We start from the raw sequence: 18,716 nt of genomic DNA on the forward strand, positions 1-18,716 counted from the left end.
CATGAGTAATTACTGCAATTTCGATACTGCCATCAGGCAAATGTCACAGAAACCTCACAACGAGAAAAAAATTTAGTATTCTGTCAGTTCCACAATTACATTACTTTGCAGATACAGCCAGTCCGTAAATTCTTTCGGGCTGGCTGTTCCTGTTTTTACAGCCTTTTTTCTCTGCAAGGCTTCTTTCTTAAAGTCGGAAAAGGCAGCCTGTATTTTTTCCAGACGGTCAGCCGGAAAGCCTGCGGTATTTTTTACCCGGTTTATTTTGTTGCGCCAGTTCTGGCATTCATTTTTATAAAGCATGTCATAGTTATTTTCTCTTGCCCTCTCGTCAAATTCCCGCTTGTTTTGGAGCGCCTGTGCTTTTCGGCATTTGTCACTGCACAGCTCATACCGCTGGCTCTTTGCCAGAAAATATTTCCCGCAGACCTTGCACTGCCGGAAGCAAAGCCCCCAGTCATTCAGCCTGTTCAGATAATAGGTAATCAACGGGTAGAGGGACGCATAGGCAGACACACATTCTTCTGTGCGCCGGTTGTCCGGTAACCAGAGGTCAAGCCGGGTATCTTCTGACGGTGCGCCTTTGAAATAAAGGCTGCCAGCTTGAAAATGTTTCGGTTTTCCTGTCTCCCTGTCAAAGCTCATGGCTTCGTTATGGAATACCCCGGTCAGGCTGCTCATTTTATCCATGAAGCGGTCACAGGCAGCGTTACGGTCACGGGGTTCTCTGGCAAGCAGATAGCTGTTCCAGATACGGAACGCCACATACATTTTCAGAGGGTCATTGCTAAGATATTTTCCCCAGAGAAATTCGCTTGCCGTCTGCTCCAGCTCCGGCTGTTTCCGTCGGTTGGAGTGGAGGGCTTGCCGCAGCGGAGAAAGCCCGTATAAGTTCCAATCTCTGTCCGTGTCACGCTCAAAGTTTATCAAAAAAGTTCCCAGCGGGCGTGTCATATCACAAAGCACCTCTGCGTTTTGGCTCCCGTTCAGCCGGAAGCGGATCTGCTGTTCTTCCCCAATCAAAATCCGCTCTTTCATTTTCTTCCTGTCCAGCGTCAGGACAAACAAAATCCTCTCAAAACATGGCTCATGCCGTATAAACTGATTCTCCATCCCTATCCCCTGCCTTTGTTTATGGTAATTATATAATTCAGTTATATCAGTTACACTCATGGTATCGCAGAATCATTGTTTTGTCAAGGATAGTACGCTATGATGATTGCGGTTGGTAATTTCGTACCGCACAGTACCTTGACAAGTGAATGACCGTCCAAAAAGGATATGACCGGCAGGAGAAGTGACGCATCCGGCGCACCAATGCAGGGAAACACCGCAGGAATGGGGCAGGAAAACGGCTTTTGGGGAGAGCGGCAGCAGGAAGCATTTTAACCTATTTGATTTATGGGAGGAACAGAATGAACGATAAAAAGAGATTGAACAGCTACGAGGATTTACCGCTGGTTCTGGATGTGGCGGACATTCAGCGGATTATGGGAATTTCAAGAGCGAGCGCCTATGAGCTGGTACACACCCCCGGCTTTCCGGCGTTCCGCAGGGGGAGGCTTATCAAGGTCAGCAAAATTGCTTTCTTTGAATGGATGGCAAAAGGCTCCGAAACCGTACCGGGAAGCGACAAATAAGCGTGAGGTATCATTCCCTGACTGCAATACTGCCGCACTTTCCAAAGGGGCATACAGAGAGAAAAAACCTTAAAAATGATACCGAGACGCTACACCAAAACAGCCTATCTGCGTACATCAGATAGAAACGGAGAAAGGAGCCGGTTATGGCAAGAATGAGCAACAAGCGGCGGCTGGAATGGTCTTTCTTCTTAAATGACCGCAGCCGTATCACTTACAACGAACTGTGCCGGAAATGCCAGCACGAATGTAAACAGAGCTTCCGGGCGGTTGTGGTTGACTGCCCGAAGTATCTTTCCAAGCGTTCCAAGAAAAAGGACAAGACTGCCGGAAACGGAAAAATCCCTTAGGAACTAAGGGCGCACTTCTATACATAGTCTAAAGACCATGTATCGTGCGTCCTGCGGAGCTTACCTCTGCCGCTGATAAAATCAGCAATCCGAGGTCTGCGTTCGCTTCGCTCCGACAAGGCGGCTGCACCCCCTTGCGCCGCTAAAGCGGCTATCCCCTGTGTACCCGCCGCAAAGAGAAATCCGCTCTGCGGTTTTCCCTTTTCATCGGGTTTTATAGAAGCACTGACACACGGACTGTCTGCGGATGGTCTTTCTTTATCTTATCAGCAAAGGATGTGAGAACATGGAAAAATCTTTGGAACAGTTGAAGCAGGAATATGAAAAAACCACTGTCCTGCTGGAACAGGAAAAACGGAAAATGCAGCGTTTGAAAAACCGGCAGGCGTATCTGGAAAGCGGTTCCCGGAAACAGAGGACGCACCGGCTGATTACCCGTGGGGCAGCTATTGAGAGCATTGCACCACAGACAAAGGAGCTATCCGAAGCGGAATTTTATTCCCTCATGGAAAGCATTTTGAATCTGCCGCAGGCGGAGCATTTCATCCGGTCTGCCACAGAGAACCACGCCCGTATTTCCGGGCAGGAGAAAGGCGGTGACTAAGGATAGCACTTTATCATTTTTCAATCGCACAGATCAAGCGCAGCGCCGGTCAGAGCGCCATTGCCAGCGCAGCCTATCGAGCCGGGGAGCGTCTTTACAGCAGCTACTATGGAGAAGTCAGCGACTACACCAAAAAGGGCGGCGTGATCGCTTCGGAAATCATGCTGCCGCCCCATGCGCCGGAAATATATCTTGACCGGGCGACCCTCTGGAATGCTGTGGAGAACTGCGAGAAACATCCAAAAGCACAGCTTGCCTATTCCTTTGATATTGCCATGCAGAATGAATTGACGCTGGAAGAAAACATGGAGCTGGCGAGGAAGTTCGTACAGGAGCAGTTTGTGACAAAAGGCATGATTGCCGACCTTGCTTTTCACAGCCCGGAGAAAGAGGACGGCGGCATCCCTAACCCGCATTTTCATGTGATGACAACCATGCGCCCTTTGAACCCGGATGGCACATGGGGACAAAAACAGCGTCGGGAATATCTTCTTGATGAAGATGGAAACCGAATCCGGGATAAAAACGGCGATTATATGTTTAACGCTGTCCATACAACAGACTGGCATGAGCCGGAAACGCTGGAACACTGGCGGGAGCAGTGGGCGGCTGCCGTTAATACAAAATTTGAGGAAAAAGGGCTGGATGTGCGTATCGACCACCGTTCCTATGTGCGGCAGGGGCTTGACCTGATACCTACTGTCCACGAGGGAGCTAATGTCCGGCAGATGGAAGCAAAGGGCATCCGCACCGAGAAAGGGGAACTGAACCGCTGGATTAAAGCCACCAACCGGCTCATGCAGGATGTGAGGAAGAAGATCAAAGCCCTGTTTGTCTGGATGGCAGAGGTAAAAGAAGAACTTTCCAAACCCCAGACACCGAGCCTTGCCGACCTGCTGATCGCTTATTACAACCAGCGCAACGCAGGGGCATGGAGCAATAAAGCCAGAACCGGAAACTTAAAGCAGTTTGCCGAAGCCGTCAATTATCTGACGGAAAACAAGCTGCTCACATTAGAGGATTTGCAGGAGCGTCTTTCCTCTGTCAGTGAAGAATTTGAAGCATTAAGCGGCTCCATGAAAAAGAAATCTGCCCGGATAAAGGAATTGCAGGAATTGATACGGGAGGGCGAGAATTACCAGCGGCTAAAACCTGTCCATACGGAATTGAACAATATCAAGTTTAAGAAACAGAGGGAGAAATTTGAAACATCCCACGATGCGGAGTTACGGCTGTTTTATGCCGCCCGCCGTATTCTGAAAGAAAAACTGGACGGAAAACCCATTGCCCTGAAAGCATGGAAACAGGAATATGCACAGTTAAAAACAGAGTATGCCGAACTGTCTCCGCAGCACAAGCCACTCCGGGAGGAAGTCATACGGCTGCGGCAGGTGCAGAACGCCGTAGATACCGCACTGCGCCGGAGGGAGCAGCCACAGGCAGTACAGAGAAAGAAACATGAGATGGAGCTATGATATAATCGGCAGCTTTACCGCTACCAGTATTTTTATGGAGGGAGCATTTGAATGTATTTGAAGCGGTGAAACAGTCTGTTACCACTCGGCAGGCTGCTTCATTCTATGGAATCCGGGTGGGGAGAAACGGCATGGTCTGCTGTCCATTCCACAATGACCGCACGCCCAGCATGAAAGTGGACAGCCGCTTTTACTGCTTCGGCTGCGGGGCTTCCGGGGATGTGATCGACTTTGCCGCTTTGCTGCATGGATTGGGGAAACGGGAAGCTGCGGTCAGGCTTGCGGAGGACTTCGGCGTTTCCTATGAGAAATCCGGCAATGCGCCGCCAGATAGGAAGCGTCACAACAGGTCACAGCCCCGACAAAAATCAGCGGAGCAGAGATTTCAGGAAACGGAACGGTATTGTTTCCGGGTGCTATGCGATTATCTGCGCCTGCTGGAGCATTGGAAAACAGCACACGCCCCACAGCCGCAGGATGCCATCTGGCATCCTCTTTTTGTGGAAGCGTTGCAGAGGATAAGCTACACAGAATACCTTTTGGATATTTTGTTATACGGAGAAATAGAAGAAAAAGCGGCATTGATCGCCGCACAGGGAAAGGAGGTGTTGCGGCTTGAACAGCGAATTTCAGAGCTTGCCGCCGGAAACGCAGGAAGCGGTCAAAAGGACGATGGACACAATGGAACCGGCGCAGACACCGGAAGAAATCCGGGAGACGTTAGAGGGGACGCAGAAAGGCGGCGTGAAGAACAGCATCCGAAACTGCCTGACGGTGTTCCAGCGTGACCCGCTGTTTCGTGGGGCACTGCGTCTGAACCTTTTGACGGAGCAGATTGACATTGTGAAGCCGCTGGGCTGGGAGCGCACCAGTACCACGCTGACCGACATGGACATGAACTACCTGCTTTTGTATCTGGAAGAAAATTACGGGCTTACCAGCGAGAAAAAGGTGCAGAGCGCCATCAAGATTGTTGCCAATGAAAACCGCTACCATCCGGTCAGGGATTACCTGAACAACCTGCAATGGGACGGCACAGAGCGCATCCGTTACGCCCTGCATCACTTTCTGGGAGCCGATACGGACGAATACACTTATGAAGCCTTGAAACTGTTCCTGATGGGAGCCATCCGGCGGGTATTCAGACCGGGGAGCAAGTTTGAGGTCATGCTCTGTCTGGTTGGTGGTCAGGGAGCCGGGAAATCTACCTTTTTCCGGCTGCTGGCAGGCAGGGACGAATGGTTTTCAGACGATTTGAAGAAGCTGGACGATGAAAATGTGTACCGCAAGCTGCAAGGGCATTGGATTATCGAGATGTCGGAGATGATCGCCACAGCCAACGCCAAGAGTATTGAGGAAATCAAGTCATTCTTAAGCCGCCAGAAAGAAACCTACAAAGTGCCGTATGAGACACATCCGGCAGACCGGCTGCGGCAATGTGTATTTGGAGGGACGACCAACCGGCAGGACTTTTTGCCCCGTGACCGCACCGGCAACCGGCGCTTTCTCCCCGTGACGGTGTACCCGGAACGGGCGGAGGTTCACATACTGGACGATGAAGCGGCGGCGAGGGCGTATATCGAACAGATGTGGGCGGAAGCCATGACGGTTTATCGCAGTGGGAAGTATAAGCTGTCATTCAGCATGGAAATGAACCGATACCTGAACGCCCACCAGCAGGACTTTATGCAGGAAGACACACAGGCCGGCATGATCTACGCCTATTTGGAGGACTACACCGGCGACAGGGTATGTTCCAAGCAGCTTTATGAGGAAGCGCTGGGGAACTTAAATTCCCCGGCAGACTGGGAGACACGGGCAATCTGCGAGATTATGAATACCGGCATTGCGGGCGGCATCATACAGGGCTGGGTAGCCTACAAAAGCCCGAAGCGGTATAAGAAATACGGTTCTCAAAAAGGCTGGGAGCGTGTCAACCAAGCTCCGCCGGAGGGGGACGGTTTTCAGGAAATCACGGAAGAAGAAGCCCGGCAAATGGAACTTCCATTCTGAAAAGCCACCGGTTGACAGTTTGGTTGACGCTTTGGTTGACAGCCGGTTGACGGGGAAAAGCCTGATATTTAGGGCATTTCTCTCCTTTGTCAACCATGTCAACCAAGAAATCAAAGAAAAAGTAAAAAGTAATAATAGAGCGCCTATGGATTGTTTTCAAAGTCTTTTCTGCCGGTTGACACGGTTTGGTTGACACGGAGACAGTCTGCGGCTGTACACCTGTCTGACATTCCCTTGTCGGGCATATTTCATTTATGGAGGTAACTGCCTATGGCAAAAAGCAAAAACGAGAGCAATAACAAAAACAGCGGCACCCTGCTTACCGAAAAAGACGGCACCCAGTATTTTGTCATGGGGAAAGTCCGTATCAAGGTATCGGAGCATTTCGCACAGGATGGGAAGCCGCTTGACAGCCTGCTGGAAGATGTGATCCAGCACGCTGCCGCCGCTTCCTGAAAAAATACGGAATAACGACTGTCAATCAGCCCACGCTTATGATATACTTGTACCAGCGAGTATTGTATAAGCGTGGGTTGTTTCTTTTAGAAGGAGGATTTTTAACCGTGAAACAACCATACAATACAACGATTTATAACACTGCACTATATTTGAGATTGAGCCGTGACGATGAATTACAGGGGGAAAGCGGCAGTATCCAGACCCAGCGCATGATGCTTAGACAGTATGCCGCAGAGCATGGGCTGACCGTTGTAGACGAGTACATTGACGACGGATGGAGTGGGACAAATTTCGAGCGTCCAAGTTTCCAAAGGATGATTGATGACATCGAAGACGGGAAAATCAACTGCGTTGTCACAAAGGACTTATCCCGTCTGGGAAGAAACTATATCCTGACCGGTCAGTACACGGAAATCTATTTCCCCAGCAAGGGAGTACGCTACATTGCCATCAATGACAATGTGGACACCATCAACGGAGAAAGCGAGCTTGCACCGTTCTTAAACATCCTGAATGAAATGCACGCCCGACAGACCAGCAAAAAGGTCAAGGCTGCCATGCACACAAGATTTGCCAATGGCGCACACTATGGAGCCTATGCACCGCTGGGCTATGTAAAAGACCCGGACAAAAAAGGTCATCTTCTGATCGACCCGGAAACACGCTGGATTGTAGAGAAGATTTTTGACCTTGCTGTACACGGGCGTGGAGCCGCCAGCATTACACGGATTCTGGTGGAGGAAAAAGTACCTACCCCCGGCTGGCTGAACTATGAAAGATACGGGACTTTCGCCAATATCTACGCCGGTGCGCCCGCAGAAAAAGCCTATGCGTGGACGATTGCACAGGTCAAGAGCATTTTGAAAGAGGAAACCTACATCGGTCACAGCGTTCACAACAAACAGAGCAACATTTCATTCAAGAACAAGAAAAAGGTGCGGAAGCCGCAGGAAGAATGGTATCGTGTGGAAAATACCCACGAAGCCATCATTTCCGAAGAAGTGTTCCAAAAAGTTCAAGAGCTGATTGCAAGCAGACGCAGGAAACGCAGAAACGGTACGACACAGATTTTCGCAGGATTGATAAAATGTGCAGACTGCGGATGGTCTTTAGCCTATGGGGAAAACAAGCAGAACAAAAACCCATACGGGTACTACCATTGCAGCAAGAACGGACAGGGATTACGCCAGTGTTCCATGCACTATATCCGCTATGATGTACTGTATGCCTATGTGCTTGCAAGACTGCAATACTGGTCTATGCTGGCACAGAAAGATGAGGACAAGCTGCTGAAACGGCTGCTCAATGTCAGCGACAGGGAAAGGAACTCTGCGAAGAAAAAGCAGGCTGCGGAGCTGAAAAAGGCAGAGAAGCGTAAAGCCGAGGTTGACGGGCTGTTTGCTAAAATGTATGAGGACTGGTCTGCCGGACGCATAACCGAGTATAACTTCAATATGCTGTCCGAGAAGTACCAGAACGAGCAAAAGGAGCTTGAAACAAAAATAAGACAGCTTCACGAAATGATGGAAGCCGCCGTACAGACCGCAGCGGATGCTGAAAAGTGGATTGCCCTAATGAAACAGTATGTCAACCCTGTGGAGCTGACCGCCGAACTTCTGAACACTCTAATTGAAAAAGTAACCGTCCACGAAGCTGTCAAGGGCGAGGACGGAAGTCGTGAGCAGGAAGTAGAAATCTACTACCGCTTCATCGGCAAAATCGACTGACCTTTCTTTTTTACCCAACAATATCTTTAATTAAGGGAAACGGGCGGCGGTGCTCCCGACATCTCGCTCCTCCCGTTGTTATCACAGGCTCTCGGCGTGGACACCGAAGCCCTGCTGAGAGGCGATCTGGAGGAAAACGATATGACTAACGGCAATATGAAGAAAATGCGGTTTTACCGCTGTCCGGCCTGCGGCAACCTGCTGTTCTCGACCGATGACGCAGATGTGACCTGCTGCGGTGCAAAATTGACCAACCTCGTTATGCACAAACCGGACGAGGAAAATGCACTGCAAATTGAGCACAGCGACGGCGAATGGTATATCACCGCACCGCATGAAATGCACCGCGAGCACTATATCTCGTTCGTTGCATTTCTCACCGGAGACACGATGATCGTCAAAAAACAGTACCCGGAATGGGGATTAGACGTGCGTCTGCCCTATATTCGGCACGGCATGCTGCTGTGGTACTGCACGAGGGACGGACTATTCTATCAGAACATCTGAGCAAAGGCAGGGTAACCTGCCTTTTTCTCATTTTGCAGGAGGCTTTTTACAATCCTTCATTTTTGGTTATATTTTTCGTAAAATCGACTTGCTTTTTTATGAGGGCAATGGTATAGTCAAAGAGAACTTTATACTACTAAAGCTTGGAGGTAGTTCAAATGTACAAAGAAATGATGGATTCCATCGGTATGATCCAGTCGATCGACCCCGAGCTGGGCAGTGCGATGAACGAGGAGCTGCACCGTCAGCGCCAGAATATCGAGCTGATCGCCAGCGAAAATATCGTTTCTCCCGGCGTTATGGCTGCTATGGGCAGCGTGCTGACCAACAAGTACGCAGAGGGTCTTCCCGGCAAGCGCTACTACGGCGGCTGTGAATTTGTTGACAAGGTAGAGCGTATCGCAATCGAGCGCGCATGTGAGCTGTTCGGTGCAAAATATGCGAATGTTCAGCCGCACTCCGGTGCACAGGCCAACCTTGCGGTTTACTTCGCTCTGCTCGATCTGGGCGACACCGTTATGGGCATGGATCTGTCTCAGGGCGGTCACCTGAGCCATGGCTCTCCGGTCAACCAGTCCGGCAAGAACTACCACTTTGTTTCCTACGGCGTAAACGAGGACGGCTTCATCGACTACGCTGAGCTTGAGAAGGCTGTCAAGAAGCACCGCCCGAAGCTGATCGTTGCAGGTGCATCCGCGTATCCGCGTGCCATCGACTTCGAGAAAATGGCCGAGATCGCACATGGCTACGGTGCTTACCTGATGGTTGATATGGCGCACATTGCCGGTCTGGTTGCCGGCGGCCAGCACCAGAACCCGATGCCGTATGCTGACGTTGTTACCACCACCACCCACAAGACGCTTCGCGGTCCGCGCGGCGGCCTGATCCTGACCAACAACGCGGTTCTGGCAAAGCGTATTAACTCCGCTGTATTCCCGGGCACCCAGGGCGGACCGCTCGAGCATGTTATCGCGTCCAAGGCGGTTTGCTTCGGCGAGGCACTGCAGCCGGAGTTCAAGGAGTACGCACGCAAGATCGTCGAAAATGCCAAGGCTATGGCTGCACAGCTGCAGGCACGCGGTGTCAAGCTGGTTTCCGACGGCACCGACAATCACCTGCTGCTCGTTGACCTGACCGACGAGGAGTGCACCGGCAAGGATCTGGAGGCGCGTCTGGATTCGGTTCACATCACCGCCAACAAGAACACCGTTCCGGGTGAGAAGCGCAGCCCGTTCATCACCTCCGGCGTTCGTTTGGGCACTCCGGCCGCTACGACCCGCGGCATGGGTGTAGAAGAGATGAAGGTCATCGCGGACTGCATCGCAGACTGCATCTACCACTACGATGAGAAGAAGGACGAGATTTCCGCGCGTGTTCTGGCACTCACCGAGAAGTTCCCGCTGTACGAATAATCTCCAGTTGCCGCGGAACTATTTCATCCGGATTTCCGAACAATGCCGCATGAAGCTCCGGAGCACGCAAGTCCGATGATACTCATACAAAGAAACAGAGCGTTTCACTGCTGTGAAGCGCTCTGTTTTCATTTTCAGGATAGTCCAAGCCTCTTGAAAAATCCATTAAGCACATTTGCATCTGTAATTTTTCGACAACATAAAAGGCCGATGCCTGCAAAATGCAGACATCGGTCTTTTACATATCTGATGCTTTTCCACTGACGATTATCACAAGTTTGCCTTTTAACCCTTAAAATCCCCAGTGTTTTCAGCGTTTTTCGGTACTGCTTAGTACATACCGCCCATATCCGGAGCAGCCGGAGCCGGAGCAACAGGCTCCTTCTTATCAGCAACCAGGCTCTCGGTGGTCAGGACCATCGAAGCAACGGATGCTGCATTCTGCAGTGCGGAACGGTTTACCTTGGTCGGGTCAACGATGCCGTTTGCAATCATGTCGCCGTAGGTCTCGGTTGCAGCGTCAAAGCCGTAGCCAACCTTGTCAGCGTGCTTTACCTTATCAACAACGATTGCGCCCTCGATGCCTGCGTTGGCAGCGATCTGCTTCATCGGTGCTTCCAGACCGCGTGCAACGATCTGCATACCGGTCTTCTCATCGCCGGTTGCCTCTGCTGCCAGAGCCTCAACCGCTGCGATAGCGTTTACATAAGCTACGCCGCCGCCTGCTACGATGCCTTCCTCAACAGCTGCGCGGGTTGCGTTCAGTGCATCCTCGATGCGGAGCTTCTGCTCCTTCATCTCGGTCTCGGTTGCAGCGCCAACCTTGATAACTGCTACGCCGCCGGCCAGCTTAGCCAGACGCTCCTGCAGCTTCTCACGGTCGAAGTCAGAGGTGGTGCGCTCGATTGCGCCGCGGATCTCAGCAACGCGGTTTGCGATAGCCTGCTTGTCGCCAGCACCGTCAACGATGGTGGTGTTCTCCTTGGTTACCTTAATCTGACGGGCAGAACCCAGCATATCCATGGTAGCGTCCTTCAGCTCGATACCAACCTCCTCGGAGATTACGGTACCGCCGGTCAGGATTGCGATGTCGCGGAGCATATCCTTGCGGCGATCACCAAAGCCCGGAGCCTTAACAGCTACGCAGGTGAAGGTGCCACGCAGACGGTTTACGATCAGGGTAGACAGAGCCTCGCCCTCAACGTCCTCAGCGATGAGCAGCAGCTTCTTGCCAGCCTTAACGACCTGCTCGAGGATCGGCAGCAGCTCCTGAATGTTGGACAGCTTCTTATCGGTGATCAGCACCAGAGCGTCGTCCAGGTTTGCTTCCATCTTCTCGGTGTCGGTGCACATATACGGGGTAATATAACCGCGGTCGAACTGCATGCCCTCAACAACCTCAGAGTAGGTCTCAGCGGTCTTGGACTCCTCAACGGTGATAACGCCGTCGGTGGAAACCTTCTCCATAGCCTCTGCGATCAGGGTGCCGATCTCGTCGGAGCTGGAGGAGATAGCGCCTACACGGGCGATGTCGTTCGTGCCGTCAACCTTCTTGGAGTTCTCAGCAATCGCTGCAACAGCAGCCTTGACTGCCTTGGCGATACCGCGGCGCATTACCATCGGGTTTGCACCTGCTGCTACGTTCTTCAGACCCTCACGAACGAAAGCCTGCGCCAGAACGGTAGCGGTGGTGGTGCCGTCGCCTGCGATGTCGTTGGTCTTGGTGGCAACTTCCTTAACAAGCTGTGCGCCCATGTTCTCGAAAGCGTCGTCCAGCTCAATCTCCTTAGCGATGGTAACACCGTCGTTGGTGATCAGCGGACCGCCGTACTTCTTATCCAGTACAACATTGCGGCCCTTCGGACCGATGGTTACCTTAACGGTATCAGCGAGCTGATCAATACCGCGCTGCAGAGCCTTGCGCGCGTCCTCGCCGTAAATAAGCTGCTTAGCCATGATGAATTACCTCCTGAAAATTACTCTACGATTGCCAGAATGTCGCTCTGACGAACGATGATATACTTCTCGCCGTCCAGCTTAACCTCGGTGCCGGTGTACTTGCCGGTGATGACCTTCTGGCCCTTCTGAACTTCCATCTTGATTTCCTTGCCGTCAACAACGCCGCCCGGGCCTACTTCGATGATTTCAGCAACCTGGGGCTTCTCCTGTGCGGATGCGGTAAGAATAATGCCGCTTGCGGTGGTCTCCTCCGCCTCGACCATCTTGATAACTACACGGTCGCAAAGGGGCTTGAGCTTCATAATGGATTCCTCCTATGAAAAATAAGATTTTACAATGTTGGGGGTTAGCACTCAAATTACCCGAGTGCTAACTTCGAGTATTATCTTACACCAAGGAGCCGCAATATGCAAGGGGGTAATCCGGAATTTTCACAAAAATTTTCTGAACAAATTATGAACAGTGCCCTATAGCGCTCAGCTTTTTGCCGGCCGTTTAGCAGACGGTCGGTCGGAGTGCTTATTCTCTCCCCTGTTCGATGCAGACGGGTCTTTAAAATACATATGCAGCTCGCACTTGATCATGCCGTTGTACAGCTTACGGCGCTTATCCGCCTTGCGGCCGTAGCAACGTTCGAACAGCGGGTCCGAACTGAGCAGATACTGCTTCATCGGGCTGTTTTTTGTCGCTCTGCCGAGGTCGGCGTACAGCTTTTCCGCCTGCTGCAAGTCCAGCAGACGCTCACCGTACGGCGGATTGGCAAACAGTACGCCTGCACCGCTGTAATCGCGCTTTACTGCGTCCGCGCGCTCGAAGAACACCGTGTTCGCCACACCGGCCTTGCGCGCGTTCTCGATGGACAGCTGCACGCAGTCCGGGTCAATGTCGCTGCCGACGATATCGAATTTTGCGTCCGGCTGGGCAAGGTCGAGCGCACTCTCGCGCGCCTGCTGCCAGACCGACCTGTCAAAGCAGCTCCACTTCTCCGCATCAAAGCGGCGCAGCAAACCGGGCGCACGGCGCTGCGCGATCATGGCCGCCTCAATCGCAATCGTGCCCGAGCCGCAGAACGGGTCGAGGAACGGATCGCGTCCGCGCCAGCGCGCCAGCTTGACCATAGCCGCCGCCAGCGTCTCACGGAGCGGCGCCGCGTTGCTGTTGGCGCGGTAGCCGCGCTTGTGCAGACCGGCGCCCGAGGTATCGAGGTACAGCTCGGCTACGTCGTGCATGATGGCGAACTGAATCTGATACTTTTCACCGATCTCGTCAAACCAGGTCTGACCGTACTTCGCGCCCAGGCGCGATACGACTGCCTTTTTGATGATCTTCTGGCAGTCCGGAATTGAGTGCAGAGCTGAGTCCAGACTGTGACCCTTGACCGGAAATGCGCCGTCCGCCGGAATGAACTGCTCCCACGGGAGTGCTTTTACGCCCTCGAACAGCTGATCGAACGTTTTGGCTTTGAATGTGCCGATGCGGATGAGCACACGCTCGGCGCACCGCAGGTTCAGGTTCGCCCATGCGAGCGTGTTCTCGTCACCGGTGAACAGCACGCGGCCGTTTTCCGCGTGTACGTCGGTCAGCCTGCCGCCGAAGCGCAGCTCGTCCGCGACGATGCCCTCCAGCCCGAATAAAGTCGGGCAGCATAATGTAAGTTCCATCGTGTTTCCTCCAAAAAGGCTCCCGCCGTCATAGCAGGAGCCGAAAGTCCTTTTTAACCTTTATATTGTATCGGTTTTTAAGGATTTTGTCAAGATTTGCGACGAGATAACGCGGTTTGCTGAATGCCGCTATCCGAAGCGTTATCGCTTGAGAAGCGAACAGGCTCTTGCCTGCTCTGCACGGGCACAAGAGGGAGACACCAAGGTTTGCCCGTAGGCCACTAAACCTTTTTCCCGCGCCGTGTGCGGATTAAAGCAGTGTTCGATTTGTGCAGGTAGAGCCAGCGCATTCATGTAAGCAAACAGATAGAATCGGCAATGGGTAAATATGAACACAGTGGGTATTGATGTTCCAAGCGGAAAGAGCACGGCTGCAGCGCTTCGCTCTTTGGGCGAGGTTGTTCAGCTGCCGTTGGATATTGTCCGCAACGCGGGAGGATTGGCTTCTCTCACCGAGCACTTGAAGGCACTTGACAGCGAAACCCGCGTTGTGTTGGAACACGCATCGTAGTTCGTGAACGCATCGTCATCCGGCGGTTCCGGCCAACTCCACTGCTCGATCGGCTCATTGATATGCACGTCAAAGAACTTTGTTTCCGGTTCGCCGCACTCGCAGTTCGTTTCAAAGAAGCAATTTGGCATGAACTCTGTTCCGTGCCAGCCTTTACCTTCTCCAGTCTCGGCATTATACTGCGTAAAGTACCAGCCGCTGCCCTCTGCTTCTCCTTCTTCCTGCTCAAAACGAACATATGGGAGATAGATCATTTTTTCATTTTTCACACCTTTTTTCCTCCTTATTTGAGGACTATTTTTACTGCGGACAAATAAAAAAGTGCCGGTAATGAGGATTTCATTACCGACACTTTCGATAAGGAAGGCTCTTTAGGGTCTTCCTTTTCTTTTTATCAAGAACTACCCCGATTTACAGGAGTTATCGCCTATGTCCAGCAATATACCATCAAAGTCCGATGAAAACGGCGCAGCCGAATTCATCAAGTACCAGAAACTATGTGACTTGGATTACTATTCCCGCTTTTCGCGCGAGGAACTGGAAACCAAGCACGCCGACATTCTGCATTTATACGAGGTCCTTAAGAAAGACACCCGCTTTGGGATTGTCTTATCGTTCGCTCTGATTCCGGTTAGTGCGCTTATCTTATGGGACTTTTATCTGCTTCTCACCAATCCCGCCTATGCCTTTTACACATCAAAAAATATGAACATCGCAGAGATTATAGCTCTTCTCATACATATCGGAGTCCTTCTGCTGCACGCAGCATTCATTGCATTTTCCGTTTCTGACGGTTTCTATCTCGGCTTTCTTCGCCGGCAGAAAGAGACGGTCGAAGAGCTGCTTACCATCAACGAAGCCAAGTAAAGGATCTTCTCTATGCATTTCTACATTTTCAAGCGCAACGAAACGCTGGACGTACTTCTGCTCCCCCACAAGGGAACAAACATGTACAGCTTCGTGAATCTTAGCAAAGGTCATATCTGCCCTTGCTTGTTTCCCAGCATTGATGCCGCTATTGCTGACCTTGACGACCGGCAGAAACGTGGCTTAATCCTGAAATACGATGTTATTGCTTAAAATCAAAAGATTCCCTCTGCTCATTTTGAGCAGAGGTTTTCTTTTGCCGCAAGCCGCCCATCGCTTGCGGATTCGATTCTTCATTTCTTTATCATTTTTTCGGGACACATACATTCCCTTGCCGATTCCTTTCCTTTGGGCAAAGAAAAAAGCACCAGCAATGAGAAAGTCATTACTGGCACTTTTAACGTGTCATTTATTGATTTTTTATCGTTACGGTATCACTGCTCACGCATCTTTGCGAAGCACTCGCTGCAATATACCGGGCGGTCAGATTTCGGCTCGAACGGAACGCGAGCCTCGCCGCCACAAGCAGCACAGGTAGCGGTGAAGAACTCACGCGGACCGCGTGCAGCGTTCTTTCGCGCGTCACGGCAGCTCTTGCAGCGCTGCGGCTCATTCTGGAAACCGCGCTCTGCGTAAAACTCCTGCTCGCCGGCGGTGAACACGAACTCCTTACCGCATTCCTTGCATACTAAAGTCTTGTCTTCGTACATGGTTTTTACCTCTCTTTGATACTGTTCCCTCGGGAAACTTGAAATATATGCGTACAGACACTGCGCCTGCTATCGCCTAAATAGGTTTAATGGCTGCCGATTTTCGCTTGATGCGCTGGACGGCATTATCCACAGATTTGATTGGTTTGTGCAGCGCTTCGGACATCTCTTCATACGATAAGCCGTCCAAAAACAACGTCAAAACCTGTGCCTCAAATTCAGACAAAAGCGAGTAGAGCTTCTTTTTCCGCTCTTCCCTCTCCTCATTGCCGATAACAAGCGATTCAGGATCACCATTCGGTGCAGTTACCCGGGTACGCGATTCCGCAAGGTCTTCAAACAGAGGTCGATCGATTGACATGGACTGATTGAGCGGGTCGTGCTTGAGCGACGCTGCCGCCTTCACTGCGGAGTAAATCTTCCGCGTGATGCACAACCGTGCAAACGCTCCAAAGGGTGTGCCCTTGCTCTCGTCGTACTCCCGGACGGCATTCAGCAGCCCGAGCATACCCTCCTGCATCAGATCCTCTGCATCGGCGCCTGCCAGAAAGTAGGGCCGCGCACAGGTCTTGACCAGACGGGTATAACGACGGATCAGATTCTCCATCGCGGGTCCGTCTCCCTGCCGTGCCAGACGGCACAGCTTTTCATCCGGAATCCCGTTCGATGGCTGTATTTGATAATCATTTCTCATGTCAATAGCTATTATACGCGGTAGAATTGGAAATGTCAAGAAACGATTGTCATCTTTACCGATATCACACAAAAACGCGCTTTTATTTTTGTGTAATTATGACAATATTGTTGACGTTTTACTCTACAGTTACCGACTTTGCCAGGTTGCGCGGCTTATCGACATCACAGTTGCGCTCCACTGCGATATAGTATGCCAAAAGCTGCATCGGAATAATCGAGAGCGAAGCGGAAAATTCATACAGGCACTTCGGCAGGCGCACGATGTGCTGGCAGACCGACTCATCGCCGGTGAAATCGTCCGTGGTGACGAGCACGACGCTTGCGCCGCGCGCTACAACCTCGCGGATATTGGAGACCGTCTTCTCAAACAGTGCCGGCTGCGTTGCCAGAGCAACAACCAGAGTACCCTCCTCGATCAGAGAAATGGTGCCGTGCTTCAGCTCACCGGCAGCGTACGCCTCCGAATGAATATAGGAAATTTCCTTCAGCTTGAGCGAAGCCTCGAGCGCGGCGGCATAGTCCAGTCCGCGTCCAAGGAAGAACACGCTCGAGCGGTTTGCATACAGCGTAGCGATACGCTGCATATCCGACTGGCACCCCAGTGTCTGCTCAATGCATTCCGGCAGACGCTGCAGCTCAGCGCACAGCGCACGCTCGTCACCGATGGAAATCAGACCGCGCACACGCGCGATCTTAACCGAGATGAGGTACAGTGCGGACAGCTGTGCGGAATATGCCTTGGTTGTCGCAACCGAAATCTCCGGGCCGGCCCAGGTATACAGCACACCGTCTGCTTCGCGCGCAATCGTCGAGGAAACGACGTTTACAATTGCAATCGTGAACGCGCCTGCCTGCTTGGCCAGACGCATGGCAGCCAGCGTGTCCGCCGTCTCGCCGGACTGGCTGATAACGATGCACATATCCTTTTTGCCGATGATCGGGTTCTCATAACGGAACTCGCTGGCAACCTCTGCCGTGCAGCGAATGCGGCACATCGCCTCAATCACGCGCTTGCCGACCATGCCTGCGTGCAGTGCAGAGCCGCAGCCGATGATATGAATATGCTCGATTTCACGCAGACGCTCATCGGTCAGACCGTTGTCCTCGAATACAACCGCATCATTTTTGATACGCGGCTTAACCGTATCGGCAACTGCCTTGGGCTGCTCCATGATCTCCTTGAGCATAAAGTGCTGGTAGCCGCCCTTTTCCGCTGCGGACATATCCCACGTTACGGTCATGATTTCCTTCTCTACCGTATCGCCGAACTCGTTCATGACAACTACGCTGTCCGGGCGAACGATTGCAACCTCGTTATCATCCAGAATAATGTAACGCTTGGTGCGATTGATAATAGCGGTAATATCGGATGCGATCATGTTCTCGCCCTCACCGATACCGATAACCAGCGGGTTGCCGCGGCGTGCAGCAACAATCTCCTGCGTGTTATCCATCGAGACTACGCCCAGTGCGTAAGAGCCGCGCAGACGCTGTACGGCCTGCAGAACGGTCTTTGCCAGATCCTCCTGCTTGCCGGTGTGCAGATAGTCCACGAGGTGCGCGACAGTCTCCGTATCGGTCTCGGACTTAAACTCGTAACCGTGTGCCTCCAGACGCTCACGCAGCTCCTTGTAGTTCTCGATAATGCCGTTGTGTACAACTGCTACCTTGCCCTTGCCGCCCAGATGCGGATGCGAGTTGCGGTCGGACGGCTCGCCGTGCGTTGCCCAGCGGGTGTGGCCGATACCGCAGGTGCAGTACATGTCGCCGCCTTCCTCCTTGATCTTCTCCTCAAGGTTTGCAATGCGGCCGCGCGCCTTAACAACACGCAGACCGTCCTTCGTGAAGGCAGCCACACCGGCAGAGTCATAGCCACGGTATTCCAGGCTGTACAGACCCTTGATGAGAATCGGAAGCGCGTTCTCGCGTCCGGTGAATCCAACGATTCCACACATAAAAATAATACTCCTTTGCAACGGTAAATATAACATATCTTCCGCAACATTTCAGTATGAGCCTTAGGCAGCACGGAACAATGAAAGCTGCGGCTTCTTGCACGAACTCCGGTCGCGCCTTGTCGGTCCGCAGAACTCTCTCACAAATCGCTCTTGTTTAATTATTCCGT

The 18,716-nt window shown here is 52.0% G+C and carries 19 protein-coding genes; 11 read left to right on the forward strand and 8 right to left on the reverse strand.

Annotation, left to right across the window (positions count from 1 at the left end; translation table 11 throughout):
* Positions 1-72: 72 nt before the first annotated feature.
* Complete coding sequence (locus PGS25_RS00310; RefSeq protein ID WP_442865169.1) at positions 73-1,038, reverse strand: DUF6076 domain-containing protein; 966 nt, start codon at positions 1,036-1,038, stop codon at positions 73-75.
* Positions 1,039-1,415: 377 nt separating this feature from the next.
* Between PGS25_RS00310 and PGS25_RS00315 the strand changes: the two genes are divergently transcribed.
* From PGS25_RS00315 to glyA, 10 genes are all read left to right on the forward strand, one after another.
* A complete protein-coding gene (locus PGS25_RS00315) occupies positions 1,416-1,640 on the forward strand; it encodes a helix-turn-helix domain-containing protein (protein ID WP_005362423.1) in 225 nt (74 codons plus the stop codon).
* Between the two features lie 146 nt (positions 1,641-1,786).
* Positions 1,787-1,990 carry a hypothetical protein gene (locus PGS25_RS00320; protein WP_004614949.1) on the forward strand — a complete coding sequence of 68 codons (204 nt, stop codon included), beginning with the start codon at positions 1,787-1,789 and terminating at the stop codon, positions 1,988-1,990.
* Between the two features lie 286 nt (positions 1,991-2,276).
* On the forward strand, positions 2,277-2,594 hold the full coding sequence (locus PGS25_RS00325; protein ID WP_008816380.1) for a DUF3847 domain-containing protein: 318 nt from the start codon (positions 2,277-2,279) through the stop codon (positions 2,592-2,594).
* A 2-nt stretch (positions 2,595-2,596) separates the two neighbouring features.
* Entirely contained in the window at positions 2,597-4,069 is a 1,473-nt protein-coding gene (gene mobQ, locus PGS25_RS00330) for a MobQ family relaxase (RefSeq protein ID WP_182436540.1), read from the forward strand.
* Positions 4,070-4,116: 47 nt separating this feature from the next.
* Positions 4,117-4,857, forward strand: a complete 741-nt coding sequence (locus PGS25_RS00335; protein WP_118749565.1) for a CHC2 zinc finger domain-containing protein — start codon at positions 4,117-4,119, stop codon at positions 4,855-4,857.
* Positions 4,742-6,082 (forward strand): virulence-associated E family protein, encoded by a 1,341-nt coding sequence (locus tag PGS25_RS00340; RefSeq protein WP_118749564.1) that lies wholly within the window; start codon positions 4,742-4,744, stop codon positions 6,080-6,082. Before PGS25_RS00335 ends, PGS25_RS00340 begins: the two co-directional genes overlap by 116 nt.
* 270 nt (positions 6,083-6,352) lie before the next feature.
* Positions 6,353-6,538 carry a hypothetical protein gene (locus tag PGS25_RS00345; protein ID WP_004849804.1) on the forward strand — a complete coding sequence of 62 codons (186 nt, stop codon included), beginning with the start codon at positions 6,353-6,355 and terminating at the stop codon, positions 6,536-6,538.
* Between the two features lie 38 nt (positions 6,539-6,576).
* On the forward strand, positions 6,577-8,268 hold the full coding sequence (locus PGS25_RS00350) for a recombinase family protein (protein WP_442865171.1): 1,692 nt from the start codon (positions 6,577-6,579) through the stop codon (positions 8,266-8,268).
* A 141-nt stretch (positions 8,269-8,409) separates the two neighbouring features.
* Positions 8,410-8,775, forward strand: coding sequence for a hypothetical protein (locus PGS25_RS00355; protein WP_116704907.1), 366 nt, complete (start codon positions 8,410-8,412; stop codon positions 8,773-8,775).
* Positions 8,776-8,933: 158 nt separating this feature from the next.
* Positions 8,934-10,187: a serine hydroxymethyltransferase gene (gene glyA, locus PGS25_RS00360; protein WP_270417292.1), complete on the forward strand. Its 1,254-nt coding sequence runs from the start codon at positions 8,934-8,936 to the stop codon at positions 10,185-10,187.
* Between the two features lie 330 nt (positions 10,188-10,517).
* Here glyA and groL read toward each other — a convergent pair whose 3' ends face one another.
* From groL to PGS25_RS00380, 4 genes are all read right to left on the reverse strand, one after another.
* Positions 10,518-12,143 carry a chaperonin GroEL gene (gene groL, locus PGS25_RS00365; RefSeq protein ID WP_118285517.1) on the reverse strand — a complete coding sequence of 542 codons (1,626 nt, stop codon included), beginning with the start codon at positions 12,141-12,143 and terminating at the stop codon, positions 10,518-10,520.
* A gap of 20 nt (positions 12,144-12,163) precedes the next feature.
* Positions 12,164-12,448, reverse strand: a complete 285-nt coding sequence (locus tag PGS25_RS00370) for a co-chaperone GroES (RefSeq protein ID WP_110436870.1) — start codon at positions 12,446-12,448, stop codon at positions 12,164-12,166.
* A gap of 174 nt (positions 12,449-12,622) precedes the next feature.
* Complete coding sequence (locus PGS25_RS00375; RefSeq protein ID WP_270417293.1) at positions 12,623-13,807, reverse strand: THUMP domain-containing class I SAM-dependent RNA methyltransferase; 1,185 nt, start codon at positions 13,805-13,807, stop codon at positions 12,623-12,625.
* Between the two features lie 402 nt (positions 13,808-14,209).
* A complete protein-coding gene (locus PGS25_RS00380) occupies positions 14,210-14,587 on the reverse strand; it encodes a hypothetical protein (RefSeq protein WP_270417294.1) in 378 nt (125 codons plus the stop codon).
* Positions 14,588-14,747: 160 nt separating this feature from the next.
* Between PGS25_RS00380 and PGS25_RS00385 the strand changes: the two genes are divergently transcribed.
* A complete protein-coding gene (locus PGS25_RS00385) occupies positions 14,748-15,185 on the forward strand; it encodes a hypothetical protein (RefSeq protein ID WP_270417295.1) in 438 nt (145 codons plus the stop codon).
* Between the two features lie 434 nt (positions 15,186-15,619).
* Here the strand turns inward: PGS25_RS00385 and PGS25_RS00390 are convergent, their stop codons facing one another.
* The 3 genes from PGS25_RS00390 to glmS all read right to left on the reverse strand — a co-directional run bounded on the left by PGS25_RS00390 (position 15,620) and on the right by glmS (position 18,546).
* Positions 15,620-15,895, reverse strand: a complete 276-nt coding sequence (locus tag PGS25_RS00390; protein WP_117490422.1) for a zinc-ribbon domain containing protein — start codon at positions 15,893-15,895, stop codon at positions 15,620-15,622.
* 76 nt (positions 15,896-15,971) lie between these two features.
* A complete protein-coding gene (locus PGS25_RS00395; RefSeq protein ID WP_270385466.1) occupies positions 15,972-16,502 on the reverse strand; it encodes a sigma-70 family RNA polymerase sigma factor in 531 nt (176 codons plus the stop codon).
* A gap of 205 nt (positions 16,503-16,707) precedes the next feature.
* On the reverse strand, positions 16,708-18,546 hold the full coding sequence (gene glmS / locus PGS25_RS00400; protein ID WP_117490424.1) for a glutamine--fructose-6-phosphate transaminase (isomerizing): 1,839 nt from the start codon (positions 18,544-18,546) through the stop codon (positions 16,708-16,710).
* Between the last annotated feature and the right edge of the window lie 170 nt (positions 18,547-18,716).

It is taken from the genome of Butyricicoccus sp. AM78-15b2TA, from assembly GCF_027665985.1.
Classification (GTDB): Bacteria; Bacillota; Clostridia; order Oscillospirales; family Butyricicoccaceae; genus Agathobaculum; species Agathobaculum butyriciproducens.

Coding starts and splice junctions, on each gene's coding strand:
- PGS25_RS00395 (WP_270385466.1), bottom strand. CDS start 16,502: ATGGAGAATCTGATCCGTCGTTATACCCGTCTGGTCAAGACCTGTGCG.
- PGS25_RS00340 (WP_118749564.1), top strand. CDS start 4,742: ATGGACACAATGGAACCGGCGCAGACACCGGAAGAAATCCGGGAGACG.
- PGS25_RS00375 (WP_270417293.1), bottom strand. CDS start 13,807: ATGGAACTTACATTATGCTGCCCGACTTTATTCGGGCTGGAGGGCATC.
- PGS25_RS00315 (WP_005362423.1), top strand. CDS start 1,416: ATGAACGATAAAAAGAGATTGAACAGCTACGAGGATTTACCGCTGGTT.
- glyA (WP_270417292.1), top strand. CDS start 8,934: ATGTACAAAGAAATGATGGATTCCATCGGTATGATCCAGTCGATCGAC.
- PGS25_RS00325 (WP_008816380.1), top strand. CDS start 2,277: ATGGAAAAATCTTTGGAACAGTTGAAGCAGGAATATGAAAAAACCACT.
- PGS25_RS00390 (WP_117490422.1), bottom strand. CDS start 15,895: ATGTACGAAGACAAGACTTTAGTATGCAAGGAATGCGGTAAGGAGTTC.
- PGS25_RS00345 (WP_004849804.1), top strand. CDS start 6,353: ATGGCAAAAAGCAAAAACGAGAGCAATAACAAAAACAGCGGCACCCTG.
- PGS25_RS00350 (WP_442865171.1), top strand. CDS start 6,577: ATGATATACTTGTACCAGCGAGTATTGTATAAGCGTGGGTTGTTTCTT.
- PGS25_RS00310 (WP_442865169.1), bottom strand. CDS start 1,038: ATGAAAGAGCGGATTTTGATTGGGGAAGAACAGCAGATCCGCTTCCGG.
- PGS25_RS00320 (WP_004614949.1), top strand. CDS start 1,787: ATGGCAAGAATGAGCAACAAGCGGCGGCTGGAATGGTCTTTCTTCTTA.
- PGS25_RS00370 (WP_110436870.1), bottom strand. CDS start 12,448: ATGAAGCTCAAGCCCCTTTGCGACCGTGTAGTTATCAAGATGGTCGAG.
- groL (WP_118285517.1), bottom strand. CDS start 12,143: ATGGCTAAGCAGCTTATTTACGGCGAGGACGCGCGCAAGGCTCTGCAG.
- glmS (WP_117490424.1), bottom strand. CDS start 18,546: ATGTGTGGAATCGTTGGATTCACCGGACGCGAGAACGCGCTTCCGATT.
- PGS25_RS00355 (WP_116704907.1), top strand. CDS start 8,410: ATGACTAACGGCAATATGAAGAAAATGCGGTTTTACCGCTGTCCGGCC.
- PGS25_RS00385 (WP_270417295.1), top strand. CDS start 14,748: ATGTCCAGCAATATACCATCAAAGTCCGATGAAAACGGCGCAGCCGAA.